Source organism: Acrocarpospora phusangensis (assembly GCF_016862995.1).
Lineage (GTDB): Bacteria > Actinomycetota > Actinomycetes > Streptosporangiales > Streptosporangiaceae > Acrocarpospora > Acrocarpospora phusangensis.
The window spans coordinates 13,264-28,137 of sequence record NZ_BOOA01000041.1 but is presented as its reverse complement, the minus strand read 5'-3'; the positions used below and the strand labels follow the sequence as shown (position 1 = coordinate 28,137).

17 protein-coding genes are annotated in these 14,874 nt (G+C 72.0%); 11 read left to right on the top strand and 6 right to left on the bottom strand.

Features of this window, described 5'->3' with window-relative positions; translation table 11 throughout:
- Window position 1 precedes the first annotated feature (1 nt).
- Window positions 2-1,342: an ATP-binding protein gene (locus Aph01nite_RS23840; protein ID WP_204043192.1), complete on the bottom strand. Its 1,341-nt coding sequence runs from the start codon at window positions 1,340-1,342 to the stop codon at window positions 2-4.
- 598 nt (window positions 1,343-1,940) lie between these two features.
- On the opposite strand from Aph01nite_RS23840, the gene Aph01nite_RS23835 reads away from it, so the two are divergent.
- From Aph01nite_RS23835 to Aph01nite_RS23805, 7 genes are all read left to right on the top strand, one after another.
- Window positions 1,941-2,489, top strand: coding sequence for a hypothetical protein (locus Aph01nite_RS23835; protein WP_204043191.1), 549 nt, complete (start codon window positions 1,941-1,943; stop codon window positions 2,487-2,489).
- Entirely contained in the window at window positions 2,486-3,544 is a 1,059-nt protein-coding gene (gene aroF, locus Aph01nite_RS23830; protein ID WP_204043190.1) for a 3-deoxy-7-phosphoheptulonate synthase, read from the top strand. Before Aph01nite_RS23835 ends, aroF begins: the two co-directional genes overlap by 4 nt.
- 55 nt (window positions 3,545-3,599) lie before the next feature.
- A complete protein-coding gene (locus Aph01nite_RS23825) occupies window positions 3,600-5,288 on the top strand; it encodes an MFS transporter (RefSeq protein ID WP_204043189.1) in 1,689 nt (562 codons plus the stop codon).
- Window positions 5,289-5,301: 13 nt separating this feature from the next.
- Window positions 5,302-5,880: a chorismate--pyruvate lyase family protein gene (locus Aph01nite_RS23820; protein WP_204043188.1), complete on the top strand. Its 579-nt coding sequence runs from the start codon at window positions 5,302-5,304 to the stop codon at window positions 5,878-5,880.
- A 47-nt stretch (window positions 5,881-5,927) separates the two neighbouring features.
- Window positions 5,928-6,215, top strand: a complete 288-nt coding sequence (locus Aph01nite_RS23815; protein ID WP_204043187.1) for a DUF5302 domain-containing protein — start codon at window positions 5,928-5,930, stop codon at window positions 6,213-6,215.
- A complete protein-coding gene (locus Aph01nite_RS23810; protein ID WP_204043186.1) occupies window positions 6,215-6,892 on the top strand; it encodes an NUDIX domain-containing protein in 678 nt (225 codons plus the stop codon). Before Aph01nite_RS23815 ends, Aph01nite_RS23810 begins: the two co-directional genes overlap by 1 nt.
- Before the next feature lie 155 nt (window positions 6,893-7,047).
- Window positions 7,048-7,656, top strand: a complete 609-nt coding sequence (locus Aph01nite_RS23805) for a hypothetical protein (protein WP_204043185.1) — start codon at window positions 7,048-7,050, stop codon at window positions 7,654-7,656.
- Here the strand turns inward: Aph01nite_RS23805 and Aph01nite_RS23800 are convergent.
- From Aph01nite_RS23800 to Aph01nite_RS23785, 4 genes are all read right to left on the bottom strand, one after another.
- A complete protein-coding gene (locus Aph01nite_RS23800) occupies window positions 7,538-8,266 on the bottom strand; it encodes a phosphatase PAP2 family protein (protein ID WP_204043184.1) in 729 nt (242 codons plus the stop codon). The genes Aph01nite_RS23805 and Aph01nite_RS23800 overlap by 119 nt on opposite strands.
- A gap of 80 nt (window positions 8,267-8,346) precedes the next feature.
- A complete protein-coding gene (locus Aph01nite_RS23795; RefSeq protein ID WP_204043183.1) occupies window positions 8,347-9,039 on the bottom strand; it encodes a hypothetical protein in 693 nt (230 codons plus the stop codon).
- Window positions 9,040-9,120: 81 nt separating this feature from the next.
- Window positions 9,121-10,863, bottom strand: a complete 1,743-nt coding sequence (locus tag Aph01nite_RS23790; RefSeq protein ID WP_204043182.1) for an ABC transporter ATP-binding protein — start codon at window positions 10,861-10,863, stop codon at window positions 9,121-9,123.
- A gap of 67 nt (window positions 10,864-10,930) precedes the next feature.
- A complete protein-coding gene (locus Aph01nite_RS23785; RefSeq protein ID WP_204043181.1) occupies window positions 10,931-11,422 on the bottom strand; it encodes a hypothetical protein in 492 nt (163 codons plus the stop codon).
- A 101-nt stretch (window positions 11,423-11,523) separates the two neighbouring features.
- Between Aph01nite_RS23785 and Aph01nite_RS23780 the strand changes: the two genes are divergently transcribed.
- The 4 genes from Aph01nite_RS23780 to Aph01nite_RS23765 all read left to right on the top strand — a co-directional run bounded on the left by Aph01nite_RS23780 (window position 11,524) and on the right by Aph01nite_RS23765 (window position 13,708).
- Window positions 11,524-11,811, top strand: a complete 288-nt coding sequence (locus tag Aph01nite_RS23780) for a hypothetical protein (protein ID WP_204043180.1) — start codon at window positions 11,524-11,526, stop codon at window positions 11,809-11,811.
- A 13-nt stretch (window positions 11,812-11,824) separates the two neighbouring features.
- Entirely contained in the window at window positions 11,825-12,319 is a 495-nt protein-coding gene (locus Aph01nite_RS23775; RefSeq protein ID WP_204043179.1) for a GNAT family N-acetyltransferase, read from the top strand.
- 166 nt (window positions 12,320-12,485) lie between these two features.
- On the top strand, window positions 12,486-12,758 hold the full coding sequence (locus Aph01nite_RS42685; protein ID WP_373872316.1) for a histidine kinase: 273 nt from the start codon (window positions 12,486-12,488) through the stop codon (window positions 12,756-12,758).
- Window positions 12,671-13,708, top strand: coding sequence for a zinc-dependent alcohol dehydrogenase family protein (locus Aph01nite_RS23765; RefSeq protein WP_204043178.1), 1,038 nt, complete (start codon window positions 12,671-12,673; stop codon window positions 13,706-13,708). Before Aph01nite_RS42685 ends, Aph01nite_RS23765 begins: the two co-directional genes overlap by 88 nt.
- On the opposite strand, the gene glgA is transcribed toward Aph01nite_RS23765, so the two are convergent.
- Window positions 13,693-14,859 (bottom strand): glycogen synthase, encoded by a 1,167-nt coding sequence (glgA, locus tag Aph01nite_RS23760; RefSeq protein WP_204043177.1) that lies wholly within the window; start codon window positions 14,857-14,859, stop codon window positions 13,693-13,695. The two genes, Aph01nite_RS23765 and glgA, sit on opposite strands and share 16 nt — an antisense overlap.
- Window positions 14,860-14,874: the final 15 nt, after the last annotated feature.

Below are 14,874 nucleotides of genomic sequence, written 5' to 3'. Positions count from 1 at the left end.
GTTATCGGGAGCCCGATACCGACATGGCCGGCGGCGTGGAGCCGTCGACCGCGACGACGGTGACCTTCAGCGCCCTGCGCAGCCGGTCCAGCCGTTCGTGGCATTCCCTGCGGTTGCGGCCGGTGACGACGGCCAGGCCGATGCGCGCGGTGTGCCCGTCGGGGGACGGGTCCACCGCGCTGCCGGGCGCGACGTCCAGCACGAGTCGTTCGAGCCAGGCGGCGCGGCCGACGTGGTCGCTCAGCTGGGCGCCCAGCTCAAGGCGGGACACCTTGCCCGGGGCGGGCGCGCTGAGGTACGTGACGGCCGCCACGCGGTGGTGGCGCTGCGGCGTGACGGTCAGCGGCGCGCCGCAGGCGATCATGGTCTCCGCGGTGGCCAGGTCGGCCCCGGTGGCCAGGTAGACCAGCCGGGTGACCAGGTCGTGCAGCCCGGCGTTTACGGCCATCACGCACGGCCCGGCCGGGGTGAGCCGCATGCTCACCTGACTGGCGCCGTCCTGTACGCCGAGGGCCCGCAGGCTCACGTTGGCGGCGTGCCGGATGGTCTGGTCGTCGAGGAGCGGGTCGGCGGCGTCCACCAGGTGGCCGAGGTCGGCCGCGCTGGGGGTGAACTCCACCATGGTGCGGACGATGCTGACGAGCTGGGTGACCCCGCCGGTGGTCAGGCAGATGGCGACGATCTCCTGCCCGTCCAGGCGCTGCTCCACCAGCACGCCGCGGCGGCCGCCCAGGGTGGCCGAGGCGGCGCCGGCGGTGGCGGCGAACCCGGTGATCAGCCGGCCGTGGTCCTCGGCCAGCCGGGCCGGGAAGCCGGTGGTCTTGAGCCGGGGCTTGAGCACGACCGGGTAGCCGAGCGTCCGCGCCGCCTCCTCGGCCTCGGCCAGGTCGACGGCGAGCGCCGAGCGCGGCACCGTGCAGCCGGAGGACTCCAGCAGGGTACGGGTGACCGCCCGGTCCCGGCTGGCCGTGGCGGCCGTACGCCCGAAGCCGGGCAGCCGGAGCCGGTCGGCGACGGCAGCGGCGGCGGCGAAGTGCCGGTCCTCCCAGCAGATCACCCCGTTGACGGGTTCCGGGTGGGCGGCGACGACCTGGGACAGGGTGGCCGCGGTCATCCCGGGCACCCACTTGTGCCCGGCCAGGTACGGCCGCTGCCAGGCGGCGGGGGCGGACCTGTCGACGGCCAGCACCCGGATCCCGGCCTCGTGCAGCCGGCGGAAGAGGTGCTCGCGGCCGGTCCTGTCGGCCTGGCCGCCGCCGATCATCGCCACCAGCGGACCGGCCTCGGGCACCGGCCGTACGGTCCTGCGGTGCGGCCAAGGGCGTCGCACCGGAGTCGGCACGGGCTCCTGATCGTCGGCTTCTGAATACGGATAGGCAGGGTTCACAGCGGCCACCGTTCTACTCGGCGGGAATTGCATCGGGAATATGAAGTAACGTCTCTAGATAAGACTCGCAAAGCTCTCTAGATAAGTTCCTGATTTAGTTTTCCGACTGCCTGGCGCCCTTCTCACTCACCCTGCGGTGACCGTCTCCCCGAGCACGCCAGGCAATCAATGTGATGGTCAGGCCCTTGACACGGGGTTGTCAAGGGTCGCTTAAGAACATTTCTGATACCTCCTCGGCCCCTGACAGAATTGGTTTGTCAGTAAGCTGACCAGAGTCAGGAACAGTGCCCTCCGTGTGCCATTTATGTGAACTTTCATCGAAGCACTAGCGTGAATGGAGTTCGCCTGTCTATGCTCCCGACTCAAAGAATTGAATCTTGTCAAGAACGCCGTCGAGAAGAAATAGCAGGTCATGAACATTGATCCGTGAGGATCAGCGGTCCTGCCCCAGGAGCCTCTCCCCCGAGCCTCTCCCCCCGAGTTCCTGACCCGAGCACCGCCCCGAACCCCAGTTCAACGCGGGCCCGCGCGCCCGCTGACCCGAAGGAGCGGCATGCGCCGCAACCCGTTTCCCGGCACCGGACCCGACCGCCCCCGGCCTCCGGCCTTCCCCGACCACCTGGTGACCACCCCGCCCTACCCGATGCCCCCGGTCACCGCACCCACCGCCGCAGTCCCCCGGCAGGCCCCGCCCATCGACCCGTACGCGGACGACCCGCCGGAGGCGGTCACCGGGCAGCGGCCGGTCCAGGGCCGGCACGCCCGCCCGATGCCCGTGGGAGTACAGCCATGGCAAGGGTGGCTGCCCTCCGAGGAGGCCGGCACCGTGCTCCCCGTCGGCCGGCCCATCCCGCCGCCCCGGCCCGCGCCCCTGTCGGCCCCGGTGGCCGACGCCGACATCGCGTACGAGATGCACCTGCGGCTGCGGACGGCCGCGGCCGGACTGCAGGACCGGCCGGGGGAGACGCTCTCGCCCGACATGGTGGCGGCGGTCCGCGAGCTCAGGCAGCAGACCATGCAGCTGATGTCCGCCCTGGAGGCGGCCATCGAGAACCAGGGCGGCGTCCTGTGGCCGGGACCGGCACGACGGGCGCAGCGATGATCATCTCAATGAGCCCAGGGGCCACCACCGAGGACATCGCGTCCGTCGTGGACGCCGTCACCGCCCGCGGCTGCGAGGCCTTCGTCAGCCAGGGTGTCAGCCGGACCATCATCGCCCTGTCGGGGGCGGTCGACCAGGTCGGCTCGCTGGACCTGCGCGGGGTCGCGGAGGTGCGGCGGGTGTCCGCGCCGTACAAGCTGGTGAGCCGGGAGGGGCACGCGGAGCGGTCCACCGTCTGGGTCGGCCCGGTGCCGATCGGGCCCGGCACGGTGACCATGATCGCCGGGCCGTGCGCGGTGGAGTCGCCGCAGCAGACCCTGGAGGCCGCCCAGATGGCCAGGGCGGCCGGCGCGGTGATCCTGCGCGGCGGCGCGTTCAAGCCGCGCACCTCGCCGTACGCGTTCCAGGGGCTCGGCGAACCCGGGCTGAAGATCCTGGCCGAGGTCGGGGCGGAGACCGGCATGCCGGTGGTCACCGAGGTGGTGGACGCCCGCGACGTCGAGCTGGTCGCCTCGTACGCGGACATGCTGCAGATCGGCGCCCGCAACGCGCAGAACTTCACGCTGCTGCGCGCGGCCGGCCGGTCGGGCCGCCCGGTCCTGCTCAAGCGGGGCATGAGCGGCACGATCGAGGACTGGCTGCTGGCCGCCGAGTACATCGCCCAGCAGGGCAACCTGCGGGTGGTGCTGTGCGAGCGCGGCATCAGGACCTTCGAGACCGCCACCAGGAACACGCTGGACATCTCGGCGGTGCCGGTCGCGCAGCGGCTGTCCCACCTGCCGGTGGTGGTGGACCCGTCGCACTCCGGCGGCCACCGCGACCTGGTGCTGCCGCTGTCCCGGGCGGCCATCGCGGTCGGCGCGGACGGGATCATCGTGGACGTGCACCCCCGCCCGTCGCAGGCGCTCTGCGACGGCGCCCAGGCGCTGGTCCACGACGACCTCCGCGAGCTGGCCGACACCGTGTCCGCCTTCGCCCCGCTGGTCAACCGAATCCCCGCGATCTCCCCGTTGACGCTGACCGGGCACGCCGCCCGGGTCCCGGTCGGCGCTTGAGACACGACACGCGGGCGTCTCTCCCCGGCGCCCGCGGCTCGGACAGGAGAACCCCATGACCGGTCTCCCCGCGCAGCGCGGCCGCACCGCGCTGACCCTCCTGGTGTGCCTCGGCGCGATAGCGCTGTCCATGACCGACTCGATCGGGGCGACGTTCGCCGTCCCGGTCATGAGCAACACGGCCATCGCGATCGGCCTGGAACGCACCGAGCTGCAGTGGGTGATCACCGCGTTCGCGGTGCCGTACGCGGCGCTGCTGCCGACCGCGGGGCGGGTCGCCGACCTGGTCGGGCACCGGCGGCTGCTGGTGCTGGGACTCGGCGTGTTCACCGCAGGCGCCGTACTGGCGATCACGGTGACGGCGTTCCCGCTGCTGCTGGTGGCGCGGGCGCTGCAGGGCGTGGGCACGGCGGCGATGGTGCCGTCCTCGCTGGCGCTGCTGCTGTCCACCTTCCCCGACGAGCGCAGGGCCGCCGCGATCGGCGCGTGGAGCGCCGCGCCCGGCCTGAGCGGCGCGCTGATGCACGCGGCGGGCGGCTGGCTCGGCGAGGGCCTCGGCTGGCGCTCCTACTTCATGCCGAGCGCGATCGTGGGATCGCTCCTGCTCTGCTGCGCGCTGGCGCTGCCGCACACCAAGCGGCTGGCCGGCCGGCTGCCCGACCCGTTCGGCACGGTGCTGCTGATGGGCTCGCTGTCGGTGATCGTGTGGGCGATCGTGCAGAGCCCGAACTGGGGCTGGAGCGCCCAGCTGGCGGCGGCGCTGGGGGCCGGCCTGGTCCTGCTGCTGGCGGCCGTCTGGCGGTCGGCGCACCACCCGGTCCCGGCCATCGAGCTGGCCCTGTGGCGTACGCCGATGTTCGCCCTGGCCGGCCTCCTCTCCGTGCTGTACGGCCTGATCGCCTTCCCGATGCTGGTGATGGCGCCGATGTACCTGCGGGACATGTGGCCGGACGATCCGGCGCTGCTGGGCGCCGGGCTGGCCCCGATCTCGCTGGGGGTCCTGGTCTCCGGCCTGATCTCCGGGCAGCTGACCAAGAAGCACGGGCCCCGGCCGGTGATCTACACGGGGGCACTGCTGGTCACCGTCGCCTGCGTGTGGCTGATCACCCAGGGCATGCAGGACGGGCCGCCCCGGCTGCTGGAGGTCTGGCTGCCCTCCAGCGCCGTCTTCGGCCTCGGCCTGGGCGCGCTCAGCACGGCCATCTCGGCGGCGGCCGCGCTGTCCGGCGGCCCCGAGCGGTACGCGGCGGCGGGCGGCGCCAGCCAGTCGGCCCGGCAGGTCGGGGCCGCGCTGGGCGTGGCCTGCGCGGCCGTGCTGATGGACAACCCGATCGTGTCGGGCCCGATGCCGGGCTACAGCTCCAGCGTGCTGACCTGCCTGGCGATGGCCGCCGTGGCGGGCGTGCTCGGACTGTTCCTGGCCCCGTCGCGGGTCAAGAAGGCCCCACAGCCGGAGCCGAAGCCCCGCCGGGAGCCCGAGCCCGCGGAACCCGCCGAGCGGGTGGTCCCGGTGCTCGTCCGCCGGGAGACGCCGCCCCGCCGGCCCGCCCCCGAACCTCCTTCCCCTCCCACTCCCCCCAGCCAGCCCCAGGTTCCCGTCAAGTCGCTCATCGCGCTCTACGAGGCGGCGGGGCGGGTGGCCGAGGCGGCCGACACCGTGCTCTCGCAGCACGCCATAAACGAGCAGGCGCAGCACAAATCTCCGCAAAACCCCCCTTCGCGCCACCGCGCTCACACCTCCTGAAGGGACAACCCATATGAACATCGCGCCGGAAGCGCTGACGCGCATGATCCTCGGCCACGACGGCTCCACCACCCGCATCCTCTCCGCCTTCCTGGGCGAGCAGCTGCGGGTCAGGATCGGCCGTCAGGAGCACATCCAGGCCGGCCTGGCGCTGGCCGCCGAGGTCCGCGCGCCCCTGCGCATCGCCGCCGACCAGACCGTCATCGTCCGCTACTCCGAGCTGGTCAGGGCCAACGGCACCGCGGTGTCGGTGAACCGCGTCGTGATGATGCCGGACCGGCACCCCGTCATCGACCGCATCGTGGACGGCGGCGACGTGCCGCTCGGGCGGCTCCTGGACGAGCACGTGCCGGGCCACCACCGGCTGCTCCTGCGTACGGGCACCCGCTGGTTCAACGGGTGGGCGGCGGACAGCCGTACCAGCGCGAGCCGCAGTTACATCATCATGCTCGGCGACACGCCCCTGCTGTACGTCGAGGAGATCTTCAGCCCCCGGATCGTGCCCCCGGTCACCGACGTGGAGACCCGCCCGGCCCGCGAGCCGCAGCTGCCGCTGCACCTGATCCCGCAGTGGCGCGAGCCGGTCACCTGAAATCTCGTTGGACCCGGCACGGTAGGCTAGGTGATCAGGAGGTTCCGATGTCTGAGACCACGACCGAGCCCACCCGGGAGCCGGATGCGGACGCGGCCGACGGCGCCGTCATCGCCGACGACCCGGCCGACGACGCCGAGAGCGCTGCGGCCGCCGAGGGCGACGAGGGCGACGAGGACGAGCTGAAGCGCAAGTTCCGGGAGGCGCTGGAGCGCAAGCGCCAGACGCAGGCCGACCGGAACGCCAAGGGCGGCGGCAAGGGGTCCTCGAAGATCCACGGCACCCATGGGGCGGCGGGCGGCAAGCGCTCGTTCCGCCGCAAGAGCGGCGGCTGATGACCACCGAGGTCACCGGAATCCCGGGGATCGACGTTCCGGACGGTCGCGGCCGGACCGGCCTCGACCAGGCCGGCCGTGATCTGACGGGCAACCCGCGGGTGCGGGTCCGCGACGTGCGGCTGCTCTCCTGCAGCTGGTACGTGCTGACCAAGACCACCTTCGACTACCGGCACGCCGACGGCCACTGGTCGGTCGAGGAGCGGGAGGCCTACGACCGGGGCAACGGCGCCACCATGCTGCTGTACGACCGGGAGCGGCGCACGGTCCTGCTGACCCGCCAGTTCCGCTACCCGGTCTACGTGAACGGCCACCCGGACGGGATGCTCCTGGAGACCCCGGGCGGCCTGCTCGACGCGGAGGACGCGGAGACGGCGGTCCGCCGCGAGGTCGAGGAGGAGACGGGCTACACCATCGGGGCCGTGGAGCACGTGTTCGACGTGTTCATGAGCCCGGGCTCGGTGACGGAGCGGGTGCACTTCTACGCCGCGCCGTACCGGGCGGATTCGCACCGGGCGGCCCGGGCGGGGGTGGCCGAGGAGGGCGAGGACATCGAGGTCGTGGAACTGCCCTTCGCCGAGGCGCTCGCCATGATCAGGAGCGGTGAGATCGCCGACGCCAAGACGATCATGCTGCTGCAGTGGGCGGCGCTGGAGGGCCCCTTCCGCTCGGCGTGATCCAGGCGCACACTGGAAAGTGACATCACGGACGAAATCGCATGGGAAATCACATGGGAAATCGCACCGAACGACTCACATCAGGCCAATCACCGACGACAGTTCCGCTGTTGTCGAAGGGAAAGCACCGCAATCCGCGTAAGGGTGCGTGCTTCATGGAGTTCGCGTCCTACCTGGCCGGGGAGAAGTGGAGCGACCACCCGTCCTGCACCCATCCGCTGCTGGCCGGTCTGGCCCGGCTGGTCAACGACCACACCACCGACGAGAACCGGCAGCTGCTCGCGCCGCTCATCCCGTCGGTGATCGGGCTCACCGGCGACGACCCGCGGATCGAGGTGGCCGTCGCGCTGCGCTGCGCGACGACCGCCCTGCCCGTGGTGGCCGCCGAACGGCAGCTCGCGCTCGCGGTGTCGGTGCTGGCCGCCGAGCACGTGCTCGGCGAGCTGGAGGGCCGGCCGCCGGGCCTGGAGCCCGCCAGCCGCGAGGCGCTCGACCTGGTACCCGAGGCGGCCCGCTGGGCCCGCGGGTTCCGCGGCGGCGTGCACATCTCACGCCGGGGCTTCCGCAGGTACGCGGCCCCGAACACGGTCCAGCTGGCGGTCCGCGGGATCGCCCAGGCGTGCGTGACCGAACCGGACCGGCTGCTCAGGGAGCTGCTGACCGGGGCGATCGAGGACTGCGCGGCGGTTCTGCGGAACCGGCCGGCCGAGACCGCCGGGACTCCGGGGACGGCCGAGCGGGAGATCCACCCGGTCGGTCGATAGCGAACGCGGCGGAGGTGGCCGCGAGCACGGCCACCCCGAGGATGAGGCCGGCGACCACGTCGCTCACCCAGTGCACGCCGAGGGCGGCCCGGGTGAAGCCGACGCTGACGGCGAGGAAGCCGGCCGCCAGCCAGGCGAGGGTCCTGGCCGCGCCCTTCAGCGCGGGCAGGAACAGCACGAGCAGGATGCCCGCGCCCAGGGTGGCGTTGAGGGCGTGACCTGACGGGAACGCGTTCCCCGTCGCCGACGCCACCGGCTCGGGCAGCACGGGCCTGGCCCTGCCGACGAGTTCCTTGACGGCCACGACGAGCATGCCGCCGGCCACGACCGTGGCGACCGCCCAGGCCGCCAGTCTGCGCCGGCCGCGCACGTACAGCCAGACGGCGGTGAGGGCGATCACCACGCGCCAGGCGAGCGGGCCGAACAGTTCCGTCCAGAAGTTCATGAATCCGGCGAATCCCGGGTTGTTCACCGCGTACGCGTGGAGATTCTCGGCCACGCGCTGGTCGAAGTCGCGCAACGGCGGGAACACGGTCTCGACCAGGACCGCCAGCACCAGGAACGGGACGCAGAGCAGGCCGATGACCGTCATCCTCACACGCTCGGACATCGTTCACCTCTCGTTCACCTTTGGCACACTCTATGCGCCTACCCGGTGAAACCCGTGAGAACGACCCTCGCGCAGAAATGTCAGAGAACGGCGCAGCCGATTCTGATCGGCACCTTCGCCGACCAGCGGCCGGAGACCAGGTCACGCGCCTGCGCGTACGCGTTGGCGGGCTTGCCCGGCCCGGAGCAGTCGAACAGGCCGGTCTTGCGCCCGAAGCTGCCCCCCGCGAACCCCGGGTGGGCGGACGCGTTCAGCACGACCTTGTACGCGACCCGGCGGGTGCCGCCGTACCGCACGTACACCTCGACGCGGCCGTAGTTGAAGTGGCTGCCGTTGATCTTCAGTTTGGGGATGTCGGCGGTGCCGCTCTTGTCGCCCATCCTGGCCGGGGTGGTGTACCGGGAGACCCAGAGTTTGGCGGCCAGTTTGCGGGCCGGGCTGGCGGCGTTGTCGGCCGCCGCCTGGTCGCGGACCTTCGGGTGCACGCACACGTCGTCGCCGTCGAAGGCGTTGCGCCAGACGTAGCCGCTCAGGCAGGTGTGCGCGCCGTACGCGCCGGAGGTCCAGCGGGTCTGCCTGACGCTGTTGTCCAGGGCGGTCTGGTCGCGGTTGCCGGGGATCACGCAGACCAGGTCGGACGGCTTGGCCTGACGCCAGACGAAGCCCTGGCGGCAGGTCTCCGGGCCGGGGGCGGCGGCGGCCGGGACGGCGGCGAGCGCGAGGCCGAGGCAGGCGGCGGTGAGCGCTGCCAGGCCGAGCACAGTGCGGTTCATGAGGGGGCTCCCGAGGCTCTTCTGCGGCCCCTCAGTTATGGACCCGGCCGCCTGCACAACTCTTGACCGCCGCTTGCAGAGTCAGGCGCTCTGCAGGTCGGAGTAGACCCCGCCGGAGCGGAGCAGCTCGTCGTGCGAGCCGATCTCGGCGATCCGGCCCCCGTCCAGGACCACGATCCGGTCGGCCGTACGGATCGTGGACAGCCGGTGCGCCACCACCAGCACGGTACGGCCGGCCACCAGCCGCCCCATCGCCTGCTGGATGAGCGCCTCGGAACGCGTGTCGAGCGCGGAGGTGGCCTCGTCCAGGATGAGCACCCGGGGATCCCTGATCAGGGCGCGGGCGATGGCCAGCCGCTGCCGCTGCCCGCCGGACAGGCGCGCGCCGCGCTCCCCCACCACGGTGCCGAGCCCGTCGGGCAGGCGGTCCACGAACTCGGCGGCGTTGGCGTCCCGCAGCGCCTGGCGCACCACCTCGTCGGGCACGCCGGACATGCCGTACGTGACGTTCTCCCGGACGCTGCCCTCGAACAGGATCGACTCCTGCGGGACCACCGACACGAACCTGCGGTAGCTGCGCAGGTCCAGGGACTCCATGTCGCGCCCGTCCAGCAGGATGCGGCCGCCGGTCGGCCGCAGGAAGCCGATGACCAGGTTGAGCACGGTGGACTTGCCCGCGCCGGACGCGCCGACCAGCGCGACCGTCTCGCCGGGCCGTACGCTCAGGTTCAGGTCGGTCACGGCGGGGCGGCCGGTGTCGTACGCGAACGAGACGCCCTCGAAGTCCAGGCGGCCGGCCACGGACGCCACCTCGTCCTTGCCGGCGTTCTGCTCCAGGTCGGGTTCCTGGAGGACCTCCCCGATGGAGCGGACCGACTCCAGGCCCTTGGCGATGATCGGGGACAGGCTCATCAGCGTGGTCACCGAGGCGGTCAGCGTGGTGAAGAACGTGCTGAGCATGACCACGTCGCCGGGGGTGAGCGCGAACACCTCGTAGTAGGACACGAGCGCGGCTCCGGCCAGGCAGGCCACGCCGAGCACGTTCAGCAGGATCCAGGCCAGCGCGCCGAACCTGCCGTTGACCAGGTCCAGCCGCAGGCCGGTGCGGAGCACCTTGGTGAGGGTGCCGTCGACGCGGTGCAGCGCGTCCTTCTCCAGGCCGTGGGCGCGGGTGATCGGGATGAGGTGTGTCATCTCGGTCACCCGCGAGGAGAGCTGCTCCACCTCCTGGCGGAAGCTCTCGTTGTTGGAGCGGAGCCGGTCCCGCATCTTCATGACCAGGACGGCCGCGGCGGGCACCACCACCAGGAAGACCGGCAGCGCGGCCGGCACCCGGACGGCGATCACGGTGACGCCGCCGGCCAGGGTGACCAGCGCCGCCAGCCCCATGTCGCCCGCCTGCTGGGTCATCTGCTCGACCGCCTCCACGTCCCGGATGACCTTGGTCTGGAGCACGGCCGCGCTGACCCGGGAGTGGTAGCCGATGGACAGTTCCTGCATGCGGCGGCAGAGCGCCGAACGCAGGCCGGTGCCGACCCGGCGGATGGCGCCGCTGAGGGCGCGCACGTAGAGCAGGTGGAAGGGGTAGTTGAGGATCAGCAGCAGGCAGAGCACCCCGGCGTTGACCCAGAGCTCGCCGATCGGGCGGCGCTCCACCAGCACGTTGACGATGTTGGCGGTGACCAGCGGGAGCAGCCAGGTGGGGCTGTGCTTGACGAGGAACGCCAGCACCGCCCCCAGCAGCCGCCGCCGGTGGTCCCGGTAGAGATAGGCGAGGGTGCGCACCGGGTGTTCGCCCTGGTACCGGTGTTCGAGCTCGCCCATCGACCATCCCCCGGGTGGAAAGACCTACAAACTACGTAGATCTTTCCTTATGTACGTTCCGACGGGATTACAGGGTGGAGTACAGGACCTTCCACGCCTGCGCGTACAGGCAGTTGAGGGAGGGCTTGCTGTGCTTGGCCTCGCTGCAGACCTTGAGCTCGACCAGGGCGACGCGCTTGTCGGTGAAGGTGAAGGACTTGGCCGACTTGTACGTGCAGTCGCGCACGGTCCGGTGCTTGAACGGCGACGAGCCGTCGGCCTTCAGGTACGTGATGCGGAAGACCGCGTACCCGCAGGTGCCGCCCTTGGTCAGGTCGTAGGCCTTGCCGGTGACCTTGACGGTGGCGTACGGGGGGATGCTGTCCTTGACGAGGTTCGTGGCCAGCAGGGAGCCCTTGGCGTACGCGCGCTTGCCGGGGGCGTAGCGGTCCCAGTTCTTGCGGGCCTGGTAGAGAGGGGCCTCGCCCGTCTTGGAGGCGACGGGAGCGGGGGCGGCGAGGGCGGGAGCGGCGGGTAAGAGGAGGCACAGGGCTGCGACCAGCCCAGCGAATACGCGCATTGGCACGTTCCTTTCACACGTTTTCGCCCAGAATCCAGCACTCCACCGTTCCGCGCCACCCTTCTCTCGGAAACATGCCTTTTCCGGCGTACCATCCGGCCATGGATGTCATCCATCCCCAACGGGTCGCGTGGGATTCCGCGCGCGTGTTCGTGGCGGCCTCCACCGCCGACGCGTACTGGTGGCTCAGCGAGATGATCGGGAACTACCTGGGCGTCATGTACCGGCTGAAACTCGCCGAGACCCGCATGCACCTGCTGACCGAGGACGCCACCAACGCCGAGTCGGGCATGTGGCGGGTCCGGCTGCAGGACGTCATGGCCGAGCGCCCCGAGCTCAGGCAGGTGCTGATGGACCTCACCCGGGAGACCGCGGCGCGACTGCCGTAGCTACCGTGGAGGCATGATCAGAGCGTTGCGGGCGGAGGACCTGCCGGCGGTCACGGCGATCTACGCGCACTACGTCACCGACAGCGTCGCCACCTTCGACGAGGTGCCGCCGAGCCAGGAGGCCTGGCGGGAGAAGGCCGAGGACATCGAGATCCGCGGGCTGCCCTTCCTGGTGGCCGAGATCGACGGGGTGGTGGCGGGGTACGCGTACGCGGCGGCGTACCGGCCGAAACCGGCCTATCGGCACACGGTGGAGGACACCGTCTACCTGGCGCCGGGGCGTACGGGGCAGGGGATCGGGCGGGCGCTGCTCAAGGAGCTGCTCGGGCTCGCGGCGGAGGCGGGGGCGAAGCAGATGATCGCCGTCATCGCGGACAACGGGAGCGAGTCGGCGGCGTCGCTGGCGCTGCACGCGGCGGAGGGGTTCACGGAGGCCGGGCGGCTGCGGCACGTGGGGTTCAAGCACGGCCGCTGGCTCGACACGGTGCTGCTGCAACGCGCCCTCTGACGACCGGCTCCCGGATACGCATCCTCCGGGAGAGCTACCGGAATCGTCCACTCGGTGGTGAGCGCACCTGGCCGACCCGGGGGCCACCGTCGGGAGTTCGCTGGCGATCGCCATCGAGGCGGGGTGCTGCTCGGGGCCGCGTTCCTGTGGGACGGCCGGCGCCGGAGTGCGCCGGTGGCGGTCGGAGGAGGCCGAGCGGCGGCGGCTCAGCGCGCACGTGGCCGCCACGGCCGAACGGGCCCGCATCGCCCGTGAGCTCCACGACGTGGTCACCCATCACGCGACCGCCGGGCGAGATCGGAGTGAACCCTCGGCCGGTTTGCCCCGCAAACGGTCATTTAGGCTGGGCGGATGCGCGCGGTGGTCTATGACGGGTTCGGGTTGGCGCCGGAGGTCCGGGAGGTGGCGGAGCCCGTGGCGCCGCCCGGGGGTGTGGTGATCCGGGTGGAGGCGACCGGATTGTGCCGGAGCGACTGGCACGGCTGGCAGGGCCACGACGCCGACATCCAGAAATTTCCGCATGTTCCGGGTCATGAGTTCTCGGGGATCGTCGCCGAGACCGGGGCCGGGGTGCGGAACTGGACCCCCGGCGACCGGGTCATGACACCGTTCGTGTGCGCCTGCGGGACCTGCCCGGACTGCGCCCGCGGCGACCACCAGGTCTGCGCCAACCAGACCCAGCCGGGCTTCACCCACTGGGGATCCTTCGCCGGTCATGTCGCGATCGACCACGCCGACGTCAACCTGATCCGGCTGCCCGAGCAGATGTCCTTCGCCACGGCGGCCGGCCTCGGCTGCCGCTTCGCCACCGCCTTCCGTGCCGTCGCCGACCGCGCGTCGGTACGGCCCGGCGAATGGGTCGCCGTCTGGGGCTGCGGCGGCGTCGGCCTGTCGGCGGTCATGATCGCGGCCGCCGCCGGGGCCCGCGTCGTCGCCATCGACACCGCGCCGGAGGCGCTCGCGCTGGCCCGCCGCTTCGGCGCGGCGGAGACCCTGCTCGCCGACGGCTCCGGCCTCACCGGCCGGATCCGCGACCTGACCTCGGGCGGCGCGCACGTGTCCATGGACGCGCTGGGCGATCCCGGGGTCTGCGCCGCGTCCATCCTGTGCCTGCGGCGGCGCGGCAGGCACGTGCAGATCGGCCTGCTCCCCCAGGGCGCCGAACTGCCGATGGGCCGGGTCATCGCGTACGAGCTGGATCTGCTGGGCAGTCACGGCATGCCCGCGCACGCCTACCCGCGGATGCTGGAGCTGATCGCCTCGGGCGCGCTCGCGCCCGAGGCGCTGATCACCAGGACGATCTCCCTGGACGCGGCGGTGCCCGCCCTCACGGGCGGGTCCGGGCCGGGGGTCACGATGATCGACCCCTGGCTTCACAGCGAGGCGTAGAGCTCCCGGGTCCGTTCGGCGATCCGCTCCCAGGAGAAGTGCTCGATCGCGCGGCGGCGGCCCGCGCGGCCCATGTCCTCGGCCAGGCCGGGGTCGGACAGGAGCGCGTTGACCCGGGACGCGATGGCCACCGCGAACTCCTCCCGGTCGTACGGCTCGCCGTCGGGGCCCTGGTCGATGGGGACCAGCAGGCCGCACTCCTGGTCGGCGACGACCTCGGGGATGCCGCCGGTGGCGGTGGCCACGACGGCCGTCTCGCAGGCCATGGCCTCCAGGTTGACGATGCCCATCGGCTCGTACACGGACGGGCAGACGAAGACGGTCGCGTGGGTGAGGATCTCGATGACCTCGGGGCGGGGCAGCATCTCGGAGATCCAGACGACGCCCTTGCGGCCGGCGGAGAGCTCCTCCACCAGCGCGGTCACCTCGGCGGCGATCTCCGGGGTGTCCGGGGCGCCGGCGCAGAGCACGAGCTGGGCGGCCGGGTCGAAGGCGCGGGCCGCGCGGAGCAGGTGGGCCAGGCCCTTCTGCCGGGTGATCCGCCCGACGAAGACCACGTACGGCCGGGCGGGGTCGATGCCGTGCTTCAGGAGGGCGGCGGCGCCGGGGGCGGGGGCGTACTCCGCGGTGTCGATCCCGTTGTGAATCACCGTCACCCTTTCGGGCGAAATTTCGGGATATGCGGTGAGGACGTCGGCGCGCATGCCCTCGGAGACCGCGATGATCGCGTCGGCCGAGGCCAGGGCGGTCCGCTCGGCCCAGGAGGAGAGGGTGTAGCCGCCGCCCAGCTGCTCGGCCTTCCAGGGGCGCAGGGGTTCCAGGCTGTGGGTGGTGACGACGTGGGGCAGGCCGTACAGCATCTTGGCGACGTGGCCGGCGAAGTTGGCGTACCAGGTGTGGCTGTGCACGAGGTCGGCGCCCGCGCAGCCCGCGGCCATCTCCAGGTCCACGCCGAGCACCTGCAGGGCGGGGTTGGCCGCGGCCAGGCCGTCCGGGACGCGGTAGGCGTCGGCGTCCTCGCGGGGCGCGCCGAAACAGCGGACCCGCACGTCCACCAGGCGGCGCAGTTCGCGCGCCAGATACTCGACGTGCACTCCGGCGCCCCCGTATACCTCGGGCGGGTACTCGCGGCTGAGCAGATCGACACGCATAGGCTTAGCCTAGTG

What these genes read in the sequence shown, in the direction of transcription:
- Aph01nite_RS23815 (WP_204043187.1), top strand. Translation starts at nt 5,928, where the DNA reads ATGTCTGAGACCACGACCGAGCCCACCCGGGAGCCGGATGCGGACGCG.
- glgA (WP_204043177.1), bottom strand. Translation starts at nt 14,859, where the DNA reads ATGCGTGTCGATCTGCTCAGCCGCGAGTACCCGCCCGAGGTATACGGG.
- Aph01nite_RS23835 (WP_204043191.1), top strand. Translation starts at nt 1,941, where the DNA reads ATGCGCCGCAACCCGTTTCCCGGCACCGGACCCGACCGCCCCCGGCCT.
- Aph01nite_RS23820 (WP_204043188.1), top strand. Translation starts at nt 5,302, where the DNA reads ATGAACATCGCGCCGGAAGCGCTGACGCGCATGATCCTCGGCCACGAC.
- Aph01nite_RS23765 (WP_204043178.1), top strand. Translation starts at nt 12,671, where the DNA reads ATGCGCGCGGTGGTCTATGACGGGTTCGGGTTGGCGCCGGAGGTCCGG.
- Aph01nite_RS23790 (WP_204043182.1), bottom strand. Translation starts at nt 10,863, where the DNA reads ATGGGCGAGCTCGAACACCGGTACCAGGGCGAACACCCGGTGCGCACC.
- Aph01nite_RS23785 (WP_204043181.1), bottom strand. Translation starts at nt 11,422, where the DNA reads ATGCGCGTATTCGCTGGGCTGGTCGCAGCCCTGTGCCTCCTCTTACCC.
- Aph01nite_RS23780 (WP_204043180.1), top strand. Translation starts at nt 11,524, where the DNA reads ATGGATGTCATCCATCCCCAACGGGTCGCGTGGGATTCCGCGCGCGTG.
- Aph01nite_RS23800 (WP_204043184.1), bottom strand. Translation starts at nt 8,266, where the DNA reads ATGTCCGAGCGTGTGAGGATGACGGTCATCGGCCTGCTCTGCGTCCCG.
- Aph01nite_RS23810 (WP_204043186.1), top strand. Translation starts at nt 6,215, where the DNA reads ATGACCACCGAGGTCACCGGAATCCCGGGGATCGACGTTCCGGACGGT.
- Aph01nite_RS23805 (WP_204043185.1), top strand. Translation starts at nt 7,048, where the DNA reads ATGGAGTTCGCGTCCTACCTGGCCGGGGAGAAGTGGAGCGACCACCCG.
- aroF (WP_204043190.1), top strand. Translation starts at nt 2,486, where the DNA reads ATGATCATCTCAATGAGCCCAGGGGCCACCACCGAGGACATCGCGTCC.
- Aph01nite_RS23825 (WP_204043189.1), top strand. Translation starts at nt 3,600, where the DNA reads ATGACCGGTCTCCCCGCGCAGCGCGGCCGCACCGCGCTGACCCTCCTG.
- Aph01nite_RS23775 (WP_204043179.1), top strand. Translation starts at nt 11,825, where the DNA reads ATGATCAGAGCGTTGCGGGCGGAGGACCTGCCGGCGGTCACGGCGATC.
- Aph01nite_RS23795 (WP_204043183.1), bottom strand. Translation starts at nt 9,039, where the DNA reads ATGAACCGCACTGTGCTCGGCCTGGCAGCGCTCACCGCCGCCTGCCTC.